The 12,988-nt window shown below is 65.2% G+C and carries 12 protein-coding genes and 1 pseudogene; 1 reads left to right on the top strand and 12 read right to left on the bottom strand.

Annotation, left to right across the window (positions count from 1 at the left end; all coding sequences use genetic code 11):
* Positions 1–77: 77 nt before the first annotated feature.
* The 5 genes from rpsO to ACO055_RS16615 all read right to left on the bottom strand — a co-directional run bounded on the left by rpsO (position 78) and on the right by ACO055_RS16615 (position 3,084).
* Positions 78–347, bottom strand: coding sequence for a 30S ribosomal protein S15 (gene rpsO / locus ACO055_RS16635; protein ID WP_422059950.1), 270 nt, complete (start codon positions 345–347; stop codon positions 78–80).
* A gap of 25 nt (positions 348–372) precedes the next feature.
* Positions 373–1,326, bottom strand: coding sequence for a tRNA pseudouridine(55) synthase TruB (gene truB, locus ACO055_RS16630; RefSeq protein WP_422059949.1), 954 nt, complete (start codon positions 1,324–1,326; stop codon positions 373–375).
* Positions 1,327–1,357: 31 nt separating this feature from the next.
* Positions 1,358–1,774: a DUF6491 family protein gene (locus tag ACO055_RS16625; protein ID WP_422059948.1), complete on the bottom strand. Its 417-nt coding sequence runs from the start codon at positions 1,772–1,774 to the stop codon at positions 1,358–1,360.
* A 178-nt stretch (positions 1,775–1,952) separates the two neighbouring features.
* A complete protein-coding gene (locus ACO055_RS16620) occupies positions 1,953–2,489 on the bottom strand; it encodes a GNAT family N-acetyltransferase (protein WP_422059947.1) in 537 nt (178 codons plus the stop codon).
* Positions 2,482–3,084: a thymidine kinase gene (locus tag ACO055_RS16615; RefSeq protein WP_422059946.1), complete on the bottom strand. Its 603-nt coding sequence runs from the start codon at positions 3,082–3,084 to the stop codon at positions 2,482–2,484. Before ACO055_RS16615 ends, ACO055_RS16620 begins: the two co-directional genes overlap by 8 nt.
* 420 nt (positions 3,085–3,504) lie before the next feature.
* Between ACO055_RS16615 and ACO055_RS16610 the strand changes: the two genes are divergently transcribed.
* Positions 3,505–4,923, top strand: a complete 1,419-nt coding sequence (locus tag ACO055_RS16610) for a WS/DGAT/MGAT family O-acyltransferase (protein WP_422059945.1) — start codon at positions 3,505–3,507, stop codon at positions 4,921–4,923.
* Between the two features lie 276 nt (positions 4,924–5,199).
* On the opposite strand, the gene rbfA is transcribed toward ACO055_RS16610, so the two are convergent.
* From rbfA to chrA, 7 genes and pseudogenes are all read right to left on the bottom strand, one after another.
* Entirely contained in the window at positions 5,200–5,601 is a 402-nt protein-coding gene (gene rbfA, locus ACO055_RS16605; protein WP_422059944.1) for a 30S ribosome-binding factor RbfA, read from the bottom strand.
* A pseudogene (locus ACO055_RS16600) lies at positions 5,598–6,098 on the bottom strand (DUF1697 domain-containing protein). The gene rbfA and the pseudogene ACO055_RS16600 overlap by 4 nt, the downstream one beginning before the upstream one ends.
* A 93-nt stretch (positions 6,099–6,191) precedes the next feature.
* Complete coding sequence (gene infB / locus ACO055_RS16595; RefSeq protein ID WP_422059943.1) at positions 6,192–8,729, bottom strand: translation initiation factor IF-2; 2,538 nt, start codon at positions 8,727–8,729, stop codon at positions 6,192–6,194.
* 17 nt (positions 8,730–8,746) lie between these two features.
* The gene (locus ACO055_RS16590) at positions 8,747–9,505 is read right to left on the bottom strand and encodes a DUF448 domain-containing protein (RefSeq protein WP_422059942.1); all 759 of its coding nucleotides are present in this window, start codon (positions 9,503–9,505) and stop codon (positions 8,747–8,749) included.
* Positions 9,486–11,096 (bottom strand): transcription termination factor NusA, encoded by a 1,611-nt coding sequence (gene nusA / locus ACO055_RS16585; protein WP_422059941.1) that lies wholly within the window; start codon positions 11,094–11,096, stop codon positions 9,486–9,488. Before nusA ends, ACO055_RS16590 begins: the two co-directional genes overlap by 20 nt.
* The gene (gene rimP, locus ACO055_RS16580) at positions 11,096–11,641 is read right to left on the bottom strand and encodes a ribosome maturation protein RimP (protein WP_422059940.1); all 546 of its coding nucleotides are present in this window, start codon (positions 11,639–11,641) and stop codon (positions 11,096–11,098) included. The genes nusA and rimP overlap by 1 nt, the downstream gene beginning before the upstream one ends.
* A gap of 159 nt (positions 11,642–11,800) precedes the next feature.
* Positions 11,801–12,982, bottom strand: coding sequence for a chromate efflux transporter (gene chrA / locus ACO055_RS16575; RefSeq protein WP_422059939.1), 1,182 nt, complete (start codon positions 12,980–12,982; stop codon positions 11,801–11,803).
* Positions 12,983–12,988 lie beyond the last annotated feature (6 nt).

Here is a 12,988-nt window from a genome sequence, read left to right as displayed (position 1 = left end):
GAGCGGCCCTGTGGTCGCGCAATATGCGGACGACCAATATGACAGCGGCCCCGGAAATCCGGGGCCGCCAGAAACTCTTATTTACGCAGACCAAGCTTCGCGATCAGTGCCTGATAGCGGCCCTCGTCCTTCTTGCGCAGATAGTCGAGAAGGCTGCGACGCTTGTTGACCATCATCAGAAGGCCGCGGCGGCTGTGGTTGTCCTTGTGGTGCGCCTTGAAGTGATCGGTCAGCGTGTTGATGCGATCGGTCAGGATCGCGACCTGGACTTCCGGCGAACCGGTATCACCCTTTTCGCGGGCGTTGTCCTTGATGACTTCGGTTTTGCGCTCGGCGGTAATCGACATAATTTCTTTTCCTCGAACATCGTGCTTACAAGTTGAAGCCCCGCACGACTTTCAGCGTTCCCGCCAAAGCCTCTATCAACGCAACGGGTCGCATTTCGCTGTCCCGCCCCCAATAGAGCCCGTCGTGCGTGCTTTCCCCGGTCCAGACGCGACCCTGACGGATCGCCCCTGCCGCTTCCGGAGAAAGATTCAGAGCCGGGATGTCGACCAGCCCTGCCTCAAGCGGCAGAATGATGTCTGATTGGGCGGCGCCTTGACCGAAAGCGTTCAATTTGTCCAGCGAAATCGCGTGATCGAGCGTGAACGGCCCTGCCTTGGTGCGGCGGAGCATCGTCACATGCCCGACGGTGCCGACCGCGTGCGCAATGTCGCGGGCAAGGCTGCGGATATAGGTGCCTTTGGAGACATGGGCGGTGAGCGTGATGTCTTGGAGCCCCTCCCCTCCCTCGTCACCCCGGACTTGATCCGGGGCCGATTCTTCCGCCGCAGCAATGGATGCCGGGTCAGGTCCGGCATGGCGAAGCGAGTAAATGGTGACGCTGCGCGCCGCCATCTCCACCGTTTCGCCTTTGCGCGCGAGATCATAGGCGCGCTGGCCGTCGATCTTGATCGCCGAAAAAGCGGGCGGCACCTGTTCGATCGGACCGGTGAAGCGCGGCAACACGGCCTCGACCTCCGCCAGCGTCGGCCGCGCGTCGCTCGTCGCGACGACCTCGCCCTCGGCATCGAGCCCGTCGGTCTGGGTTCCGAACTTGACCGTGAAGTCGTAAACCTTGCTCGCATCGAGCATCCGCCCGCACAGCTTGGTCGCTTCGCCAAGCGCGATCGGCAGCACCCCGGAGGCGAGCGGATCGAGCGTCCCGCCATGGCCGACCTTGACCTTGCCCAGCCCCGCCTCGCGGCACACGCGCTTGACTGCGCCGACGGCCTGCGTCGAGCCGAGGCCCACGGGTTTGTCGAGAATGATCCAGCCGTTCATCCCGCGCCGCTATGGCGCGGAGGCGCTGCTGTCAATTTGACTCGGCGGCTCGCGCGGCTTTCGCGGCGTCGGCGGCCGCCTTCTTTTCCGCCTTCGTCGGCGGCGGCGCCGACGTCACGAAAGAGATGAGCTGGCAGCGTTCGCGCCCGACGAGAATCGCCGCAAATCTGTCGAGTTGCGACGATCCGCGGTTGTCGATGCCGATGCCATGCGCGAAATCGAGGTCGCGGCACCGGCCGGCGAATGTGCCATGATACCAGTCGCGGCCGCGCGCCTGAATCCAGATGCCGTCTTCGCCATCGGCCTGCCAGGTCTTGATCGTGGCGTCGTTCGGAAAGCTGATGCTCGATTCGACGCCGAGCGCGCGCTCGGTTTGCGCGGGCTCGATGGCCGCCGCTGCAGAAAGGGGAAGCAGGAAGGCGGCCAGGGAGAGAGCGAGTTTCGTCATGGCGAATCGTTTAGCGAGAGCAGGCTGAACCGGGGCTGACCCTTATCCTCCCTGTGGCGAAGCCATGGGGAGGTGGCAGCGCGAAGCGCTGACGGAGGGGCAATTGCGCGACCTCGCCGCCCCTCCACCACCGCCTACGGCGGCGGTCCCCCTCCCCATCGCTGCGCGACAGGGAGGATTATGTTTGCCACTCGCCGGCCAGCAACGACCAGAGGCCGGTGTCGCGCAGATAGCCGGTCCAGGTGATCCGCTCCGACCGCAGCACGCCCTCCTTGGTACAGCCGAGTTTCGCGACTGCCGCCTGCGACCGCTTGTTGCGCTCGTCGATGCGGAACTCGATGCGGCGGATGCCGACGGCGAACGCATGGTCGATCATCAGCCGCTTGAGCCGACGGTTGAAACCGGTGCCGCGCGCATCGGGATGGATATAGCTGTTGCCGATCTCGATCGTCTGCGCGGTCCAGTCGGGGCGCAGCCAGGCGGTCATGCCGACGAGCCGATCGTCATCGAAGATCGCATAAGGCATACGGCTGTCGCCCCCGATCAGCGCGGCGAAGCTCGCATCGAAATGGCTGGCGTAAAAGCTCGACGAATAGATCGTCCAGACATCGGCATCGGCGGCGCAGACAACGCGCAGCGCCTCGCGATGCGTTTCGGCAAGCTTGACGAGTTTCAGGTCGCCGTCGGCCAGTTTGACATAGAGACGATCACGCATCGGTGCGCGCCGCCGCGGCGTCGCGCCGCTTTTCCATGAAATGGCGACGGCACATCGCGACATACCGGTCGTTGCCGCCGATCTCGGTCTGCGCGCCTTCGACCACCGCGCGGCCGTTCGCGTCGACGCGCAGGTTCATCGTCGCCTTGCGCCCGCACTCGCACACAGCTTTGAGTTCGACGAGCGCGTCGGCGATGCCGAGCAGTGCGGCCGATCCGGGAAACAGCTCGGCCGAGAAATCGGTGCGGAGACCATAGCAGAGCACCGGGATGCCGATCTCGTCGGCAAGGCGTGCCAGATCGAGCACTTGTGCGCGCGTCAGGAACTGCGCCTCGTCGACAAGCACGCAAGCGAGCGGACGCTCCCTGTTCTCGGCGGCCACCGCCGCGAACAAATCGCTGTCGGGGTCAAATTTATGCGCTTCGGCCATCAAGCCGATGCGGCTCGTTACCTGTCCGGTGCCATAACGGTCGTCGAGCGCCGCGGTCCACAGCATCGTTTCCATGCCGCGCTCGCGATAGTTGAAATCCGCCTGGAGCAGCGTCGTGGATTTGCCGGCGTTCATGCTGGCATAGTAGAAATAGAGCTTGGCCATGATGGGTGCGATAACGCGTTCGATGCCCCCCGCCAATCATCAAACCATCGTCGCCCCCGACCCTTCGACAAGCTCAGGACGGACTTGATCGGCAATTGTCGCACTGGGACAAGGAAGGGGTGCTCCCCCGCGAAGGCGGGGGCCCAGCGACAAGGAAAGACGCGCCGCAGCGCGCCCTTCGACGCGTCGCGTCGAAGCTGGACCCCCGCCTTCGCGGGGGAACATATACTTGCTCCAATGCGATATATCCCGAGTTGATCCGGGGTCCACGACCTCCGCGCCGAATAGGCCCCGGATCAAGCCCGTCCTGAGCCTGTCGAAGGGTCCGGGATGACGAAGAGGTGGGGTGCTTGACTCGTCCCCACCCCCCTCGCATGCTGCGCAACAAAAGATGCAGCATAAACAGTGGGGAGAGCTGCCATGCGGCTGATGCCGGTGACCGACGCGATGTTCCTGGTCGCGGAAACGCGCGAGACGCCGATGCACGTCGGCGGGGTCAATCTCTATACCCTGCCCGACAAGGTCGACGAGACCGAGTGGCTGAACGAGATGCTCGCCCTGCTACGCCAGCAGGAGGGGCTGCGGCGGCCGTTCAGCGAAGTGCTGAAACTCACGCCGCTCGGTCAATATGGCCCGATCCGCCTGGTGCCCGACAAGGACATCGACATGCACTATCATGTCCGCGCGGCCGCCCTGCCCAAGCCGGGCCGCTATCGCGAGATGTTCGAACTCGCCTCGCGGCTCCACGGCACCCTGCTCGACCGCACCCGCCCGATGTGGGAAATCACGCTGATCTCGGGCCTGCCCAATCGCCAGATCGCAACCTATTTCAAGATCCACCATGCCTTCATGGACGGCGCCAGCTCGATGCATTTCACCAATGCGATGCTGAGCAACGACAAGAATTACAAACCCACCGCATCGCCGATGTCGGTCGAGGTCTATGAAGCCTATAAGCGCAAATTCCCGACCGCGAAAAAGCCGCCGACCCCCAGCATCACCGACCTGAAAGCGATCGGCGCCTTCCTGAAGGAGCAATGGGGCAACAGCGTCGGCGTGACCAAGGCGCTGAACCAATATGCAGCCGCGATGTTCGGGCTCGGCGGCGGCGACCTCACGACGCCGTGGGGCGGACTGCCGCGCACCAGCTTCAACCGCAACATCACCGGCGCGCGCCGCTTCGTCGCGCAAAGCTGGTCGCTCGAGCGGGTCCGCGCCATGGGCAAGGCGTATGACGGGACGATCAACGATGCGGTGCTCGCCATGTGCTCGGGCGCGATGCGCAAATATCTGCAGTCGCTGAACGAGCTGCCCGACAAGCCGCTGAAGGCCATGGCGCCGGTATCGATCCGCGCCAAGGACGATATCGATTCGGGCAATTCGGTCGCCGCGGTGACAGCCAATCTTGCGACGCATATCGACGATCCGGCGGAGCGCATGCGCGCGATTCAGGCGTCGATGAACGCGGCAAAGGCGCAGCTGCGCGAAATGACCGCGCAGCAGATCCAGATCTACACCGCGATCACGCAAATGCCGCAGATGCTGACTGCGCTGACGCGCACCGCCGACAAATTCCCGGCGTACAGCGTCACCATCTCGAACGTCCCGGGGCCGCGCGAGCAGCTATACTGGAACGGTGCGCGGCTCGACGGCATGTACCCGGCGAGCATCCCGGTCGACGGCATGGCGATGAACATCACGCAGGTGTCGAACAACAAGAATATCGATTTCGGGATTACCGCGTGCCGCCGCAGCGTCCCGCATGTGCAGCGACTGATCGACTATCTGGAAGACGCGCTCGTCGAACTCGAGGAGGCGGCGGGAATCAAGGGGAAATAGGCAGCCCTGCAGGGGCCCAAGGCCAGGCAAGCCTTGCCTTCACCTTCGTCACCCCGGATCAAGTCGGCAATTATCCCACCTGGACAAGGAAGGCGCTCCCCCGCGAAGGCGGGGGCCCCGCCACAAGGCAAGACGCGCGGCCGCGCGCCCTTCGACGCTTCGCGTCGACGCTGGACCCCCGCCTTCGCGGGGGAACATATATTTGCTCCAATGGGATATATCCGGATCAAGCCCGTCCTGACCCTGTCGAAGGGTCCGGGGTGACGATGCGTGGGATTATACCTCGCCCTCGCCGTTCTCCAGATCGCGCACGACCTTCGGATCGCGCAGCAATTTGTCGATATGGCTCGCCTCGTCGAAGCTGTCGTCGCTCAGGAACTTCAGTTTCGCGGCGTATTTCATGCTCATCTTTTCGGCGACGCTCTTTTGCAGCCAGGCGGTGTTGGTGCGCAGCGCCTTCAGCACCGCTTCCTCGTTCTTGCCGAGCAACGGCTTCACGAACACCGTCGCGTGGCGCAGGTCGGGCGACATGCGCACTTCGGTGATGCTCACCGGATGCTTGCTGAGCAGCTCGTCATGGGCATCGCCGCGCGCCAGGATGTCGGACAGGATATGGCGCACCTGTTCGCCGACGCGCAGCACTCGGACCGAGGGGCCTTTGGTTTCAACCGCTTTCATGCCGCCCCTTTCTCCAATTGGTCGAGCTTGTCGATAATTCGCGCAATCGAGCGCATGTTGCGCGCCGTGCCTTTGTGTTCCAGCCGGCGCTCGATCATCCGTCCAGTCAATTTGCTATCGGCTGCTCCGTCGCCGAAATCGATATAGAGTGCCCGGTCGCCCAGCGCGAGACGCTCGTTGGGCCGGATCCATTTATCCGACGCCAACGCCTCGAACTGGGCCGCGGTCGGCTGTCCGTCGAGGAACATCGTGTGGACGATCCGGTCCTCGTTCGTCCCCGCGAACGGATTGTCGGCGATCGCCGCCGCCAGCTCGTCGCGGCTGCGCACCAAGGCTGCGCAGCTCATGTCGAAGCGATCGTCGACCATCAGCGTCAGCTTTTCCTCCAGCCCGCGCGTCGGCCGCGCGGGGTGTGAGAAGATCACGTTGCCGCTGGCGACGACCGTCTAGACATCGGAAAAGCCCTCCGCCTCGAACGCCGCGCGGAGGTCGGCCATCTTCAGCCGGTTGCCGCCGACATTGATGCTGCCGAACAGAGCGACGTAGCGAGCCATGCTGGCGCCTCCTGATCCGGGCGAAGCGGACGCTTGTTACAGCGTCCGTTCGCGCAGCTCGACTTCGAAGACTTCGAGGTGATCGCCCGGCTTGATGTCGTTGGTATCCGCCAGCACGACACCGCATTCGAGACCCGCGCGCACTTCGGCGACATCGTCCTTGAAGCGGCGGAGCGACGCGATCGTCGTGGCCGAGACAATGACATCCTCGCGGGTGAGACGCGCATGAAGTCCCTTGCGGATGACGCCCTCGAGCACGAGCAGGCCTGCGGCCTTGTCGCGCTTGCCGGCGGGGAAGACATCCTTGACCTCGGCGCGGCCGACGACGGTTTCGACGCGTTCCGGACCCAGCTCGCCCGCCATCTCCTTCGCGATTTCGTCGGTCAGGTGATAGATGACGTCATAATAAAGGAAGCGCACTTTTTCGCGGTTCGCGATCTCGCGCGCCTTGGCGTTCGGGCGGACGTTGAAGCCGATGATCGGCGCCCCCGTTGCCGCCGCGAGCGTCACATCGCTTTCGGTGATCGCGCCGGCGCCCGACTGGAGTACGCGGACGCGGATCTCGTCGGTCGACAGCTTGTTCAGCGCATTGACGATCGCCTCGACGCTGCCCTGCACATCGCCCTTGATGACCACGGGGAACTGGATGACGTTCGCCTTGTCGGCGAGCGCTTCGAACATGCCTTCGAGGCTGACCGGCGCCTGCACGGTGCGCTTCTTGAGCGCCTCGCTCTGACGATAGGCCGCGACCTCGCGGGCACGCGATTCATTTTCGACGACGGTCAGCGTGTCGCCCGCCATCGGCACGCCGCCGAGGCCCAGCACCTCGACCGGCATCGAGGGGCCAGCTTCCTTGATCTGCTGACCCTGATCGTTGACGAGCGCGCGAACGCGACCGCTTTCGGCGCCGCAGACGAAGATGTCGCCGACCTTCAGCGTGCCGCGGCGAACGAGGATCGTCGCCACCGGGCCACGGCCCTTGTCGAGCTTGGCCTCGACGACCGTGCCTTCGGCGGCGCGGTCGGGGTTGGCTTTCAGTTCCATGATTTCGGCTTGCACCGCGATCGCGTCGAGCAGCTTGTCGAGACCGGTCTTCTTGAGCGCCGACACTTCGACATTCTGCACGTCGCCGCCCATTTCCTCGACCACCAGCTCGTGTTCGAGCAGGCGTTCGCGGACGCGCTGCGGGTTCGCGCCTTCCTTGTCGACCTTGTTGATCGCAACGATGATCGGCACGCCCGCCGCCTTCGCATGGCTGATCGCCTCGATCGACTGGGGCTTGAGCCCGTCGTCGGCCGCGACCACCAGGATGACGATGTCGGTGACGTTCGCACCGCGCTGGCGCATTTCGGTGAAGGCTTCGTGGCCCGGCGTATCGAGGAAGGTGACGAGCGACCCGTCGGGCGTCTTCACCTGATAGGCGCCGATATGCTGGGTGATGCCGCCGGCTTCGCCCGCCTGCACATTCGCACCGCGCAGCGCGTCGAGCAGCGACGTCTTGCCGTGATCGACATGCCCCATGATCGTCACGACCGGCGCGCGCGGCTTCAGATGCTCGGCATCGTCGACGTCCTCGTCGTGGCGGATGTCGATATCGGCGTCGCTGACGCGCTTGATCTCGTGCCCGAACTCGGTGACGAGCAGTTCGGCGGTATCCTGGTCGATCGTCTGGTTGACGGTCACCGGCATGCCCATCTTGAACAGGGCCTTCACCAGGTCCGCGCCCTTTTCGGCCATTCGGTTGGCAAGGTCCTGCACCGTGATGCTGTCGGGAACGACGACTTCGCGGACCTGCTTCTCGCGCGGGCCCGACGATACCAGATGCGAACGCTTTTCCTTTTCGCGGGCACGCTTCAGCGCCGCAAGGCTGCGCGCGCGCGCACCCTCGTCGTCGTTGAGCGCGCGCGTGACGGTCAGCTTGCCCGACTGGCGGCGATTGTCGCCACCGCCGCGACCCGTCTTGGGCTCGGGGCGCTTGGGTTCGGGGCGCTTCGGCGCCTCGACCGGCGTAAAGCGGCGCGGCGCGGGCGTCGGCGCCGTGCTCGTCGCGCTGCGCGGGGCGTCATCGCTCGCTTCCGCAGCGGCGGGTGCTTCCACAGCCGCCTCGGCTTCGGGCGTCGCGGTCGGAGTTTCTGCCGGTTCGTCGGCCTTTGCGGCCTTCCCGTCACGGGCTTCGACACGCGCCTTTTCTTCATCGACGGCGCGGGCCCGCTCGGCCTCTTCGCGGCGACGGTTTTCCTCGAGCGAATTCATGCGCGCTTCTTCGGCCTCGCGCAGAAGCTGTGACTGGCGTTCCTGGCGCGACATCAGGCTGTCGGCCTTGGGCGCCGCAGGAGCGGGCGCCGGAGCAGGGGCCGGTGCCGGTGCGGGCGCCGGAGCAGCCTGGACTTCTTCGATCTCGGGCGCGGGCGCAGCTTCGCCGGGGCGGCCGAGCACGCGGCGACGCTTTACCTCGACCACCACCGTGTTGCGGCGACCATGGCTGAACTGCTGCTGCACCTGGCCGGCCTCGACCGTCCGCTTCAGCCCCAGGGGCTTGCGGGTAAGAGTCGGCTTGTCCTGTTCGTCACTCATCGAAAACCATCATTCCTTCAAAACGCGTCCGATTGGACGGTGCCGTCCGGCGCCGCCCCTTCTCCCGCCGTGCGGGAATCCATACCGGGACCACGGTTCGCCGCGTCCCTACTCCATCCGGTAAAAAACTGCCAGCGGCTCAAATGCGCGAGCACCCGGTCTGCGGCACGGGCGTCGGTTACGCCCAGATGCACTGCATTTTCACGCCCCAATGCCATAGATAGGGACTGCCGGTCCACCGGCAAGATCACCCCTTCGCGGCCCGAGCCTTCATCCTCTTCGCCGACACGCCATGCCTGCGCGAGTTTCTTGCGCCCGTCCTCGCCTGCATCGCTCGCATGGAGGAGAAGGCGGATCTGGCCCTTGCGCGCTGCCTGCTCGATCTTCTCGTTGCCGCTGATCAGCGTGCCCGATCGCGATTCGAGGCCGAGCCGGTCGAGTGTCGCGCGACGAAGCTGCGCCTCGATCCGCTCGCCAAGGTCGTCGGGAATCGTGATGGCGCCTTCGTGCAGCGCGCGCGCGAGCCCGCCCTTGAGCTTGCCCTTCGCCTGCGCGGCTTCCAGCGTCGCGCGATCGACGCCGATCCACGCACCGCGTCCCGGCGCCTTGCCGAGAACGTCGGGCGCGATCGTGCCGTCGGGCCCGAGCGCCAGGCGCACGAGCCGTTCGGCCGGCGCCACTTCGCCGGTCACCACACAGCGCCGCTCGGGCACGTGGTCTCCGCGCTTACCCGCGCGGTCGGTTTGGCTTAGCTGATCATTGCGCGGGGTCCGCATCGGCGGCCTCCCCGGCTTGCGGTTCGTCTTCGAACCAGTGCGCACGCGCAGCCATGATGATCTCGTTGCCCTGCTCTTCCGACAGGCCATATTCGCCGAGCACGCCGCCCTTGTCCTCGGCACGCTCGCTGCGTGCCGGGCCGCGGCGGTTGTCCTGGCGCTTCTTGGCGATCAGCTCGTCGGTCGCAAGATCGGCGAGATCGTCGAGCGTCTTGATCCCGGCCTTGCCGAGGACGACGAGCATCGCTTCGGTCAGATGCGGGATTTCGGCCAGAGCGTCCTCGACGCCGAGGTCGCGGCGTTCGGCGCGCGAGGCTTCCTCGCGGCGTTCGAGCGCTTCGGTCGCGCGGCTCTGCAGCTCCTGCGCCAGCTCGTCGTCAAAGCCTTCGATGCTCGCCAGCTCGTCGATGCCGACATAGGCGACTTCTTCGAGTTCGCCGAAGCCTTCGGCGACCAGCAGCTGCGCGAGCGTTTCGTCGACGTCGAGTTCTTCCTGGAACATCGTCGAGCGTTCGACGAATTCGCGCTGGCGCTTCTCGCTCGCGTCGGCCTCGGTCATGATGTCGATCTGGCTGCCGGTCAGCTGGCTGGCGAGACGGACATTCTGACCGCGGCGGCCGATGGCGAGCGACAGCTGGTCGTCGGGAACGACGACTTCGATGCGGCTGTCGTCCTCGTCGATCACGACGCGCTGCACCGTTGCCGGCTGAAGCGCATTGACGACAAAGGTCGCCGTGTCTTCCGACCAGGGAATGATGTCGATCTTTTCGCCCTGCATTTCCTGGACGACCGCCTGGACGCGGCTGCCCTTCATGCCGACGCACGCGCCGACGGGGTCGATCGAGCCGTCATAGCTGATCACGCCGATCTTGGCGCGCGAACCCGGGTCGCGCGCCGCGGCCTTGATCTCGATGATGCCGTCATAGATTTCGGGCACTTCCTGCGCGAACAGCTTCTTCATGAAGTCGGGGTGCGCGCGGCTGAGGAAAATCTGCGGGCCGCGGTTCTCGCGGCGCACCGACAGGATCAGCGCGCGGACGCGGTCACCGACGCGCATCAGTTCGCGCGGGATCTGCTGGTCGCGGCGGATCACACCTTCGGCGCGGCCGAGGTTGACGACGATGTGGCCGAATTCGACCGACTTCACGACGCCGGTGATGATCTCGCCACCGCGGTCCTTGAACTCTTCGAACTGGCGCTCGCGATCGGCTTCGCGGACTTTCTGGAAGATCACCTGCTTCGCCGACTGGGCGTCGATGCGGCCCAGATCGACCGCGGGCAGCGGATCGACGATGAAGTCGCCAAGCTGGGCGTCCTTCTGCAACTTCTGGCCGGCAGTCAGGTCGACCTGCTTGAAATAATCCTCGACGGTCTCGACGACTTCGACGACGCGCCACAGGCGAAGATCGCCGGTTTGCGCATCGAGCTTGGCACGAATGTCGTTCTCGGCACCATAGCGGGCGCGGGCGGCGCGCTGGATCGCTTCTTCAATGGCTTCGATAACGATGCCCTTGTCGATCATCTTCTCGCTGGCGACGCTGTTGGCAATCGCGAGCAGCTCGGCCTTGTTGGCGGAAATGGCAGTGGCCATCAGTCCTGTCCTTCTTCTTCCATTTCGTCGGCGCCTTCGACTGAAAGCGGGACGGTTGCGGCAATCAATTTGTCGGTGAGAACCAGCTTCGCCGTGTCGATCGCGTCGAACGGCAACTTGTGCTCCACACCTTCCTTATCCGAAATCATGACGACATCGCCGTCGATACCGATCAGCTCGCCGTTGAAGCGCTGGCGCCCGTCGCGCTTTTCCTTGAGCGCGATCTTCGCCTCATGCCCCGCCCAGTCGGCGAAGTCGGCGGGGCGCGTCAGCGGCCGGTCGATGCCGGGCGACGACACTTCCAGACGATAGGCCTGGTCGATCGGGTCCTTGCCCGCTTCCTCGAGCGCGTCGAGCTGGGCCGAGATGCGGCGCGACAGATCGGCGCAATCGTCGATCGTCAGCTGGCGCGTGTCGGGGCGTTCGGCCATCACCTGCAACGTCGGGTCGCTCTCGCCGCCAAAGAAGGCGACGCGCACGAGCGCAAGGCCCATTGCCTCGGCTTCGGGCGCGATGATCGCATTCAGGGTGTCGATATCGACCAATGATGTTTCCCAGATCGGATGACCGGAAAACCATGCGGGAACAGCCGCCGCGGCCCGCGGCCCCGACGTCCCAACTGGCTGACCATGTCAAGAAGTACGGCGCATATAGGCCTAGACGGCTGAGTCGGCAAGGGGGAAGTGGGCCTCGGGATCAGGACCCTAGGGGTTGAGCAGCCACCCTGCCGCTCCGGCCGCGATGACCAGCAACGGAGCGACCCATTTCCCCTTGAGCAGCATCACCGCCGTCACCGCGCCGCCAAAGATGATAATCGCGGCAAGCGGGGTCGAGATGCGCTGCGCGGTCGCCCAGCCGAGCTGGAGCAAAGTCCCCGCGATGACCCCGACCACGGCCGCCGCGACACCGGCGAGCGCGCGGTGCAACGCGGGATTCTCGACCACCGCCTCGAGCCGCTCGAAGAAGATCATCGAAAAGGCGAAGGCGGGCAGGAACATGCCCACGGTAATCGCGAGCGCGCCCGGAAAGCCGCCCGCGACATAGCCCACAAAGGTCGCGAAGATCACGAGCGGCGCGGGCAGCATCCCGGCCAGCGCCACCCCGTCCAGAAAGCTTGCGTCGGACAGCCATCCGCGTCCGACGGTATCGGTGCGTACATAGGGGATCGCCGTATATGCGCCGCCAAAGGTCAGAAGGCCGCCTTTCAGTCCGGCAACGAACAGCGCGATGATGCCCGCTTCGCTGGCAGCGGTGCTGGCCGCCGCCGCCGGCGCGGCGCCCGAAACCAGAAAAGCCAGCGCGACTGCCGCGGCAAACACCGCCGTCGCAACGACCGGCCGCGCGGCAAATGTGTATATCAGCGCCGCCGCGATCAACGGAATCCAGAATGGCACACCCGCCAGCGTCGCGCCTAGCGACACCGCCGCGAGGGCCCACAGCAGCCTGTCCTCCAATATATGGGTGCCGATCCGCCGCACCGCGCGCAGGATGATCGCAAGCACGGCGATCTGCACGCCAAGGAAGACCGGCGCCATCGCCGGATTGCCAACGATCCAGTCCTTGTAGAGCCACCCTGCGGCGAGCATCAGCACAAAGCCGGGGAGCATGAAGCCCAGCCCGGCGAGCAGCCCGCCGATGCGCCCGCGCGCGACCATGCCCAGGTGAACGCACAGCTCATGCGCCTCCGGCCCCGGCAGGATCTGCATCACCGCAAGCAGCCGGTTGAACCGCGCGGGCGAAATCCAGCGCTCTTCCTCGACCAGCGCCTGCTTGACCATTGCGATCTGCGCGACCGGCCCGCCGAACGCGAGAAAGCCGAAACGCAGGAAGCGAAAGAACAGATGGAGAAGCGAAAGCGGCGGCGGCGAAGGCTCGAGAATCGTCATGACAAG

The organism is Sphingopyxis sp. (assembly GCF_965227415.1).
Lineage (GTDB): Bacteria > Pseudomonadota > Alphaproteobacteria > Sphingomonadales > Sphingomonadaceae > Sphingopyxis.
Note: the sequence above shows the minus strand (reverse complement) of the source record. Positions and strands in the feature narration are given on the sequence as shown.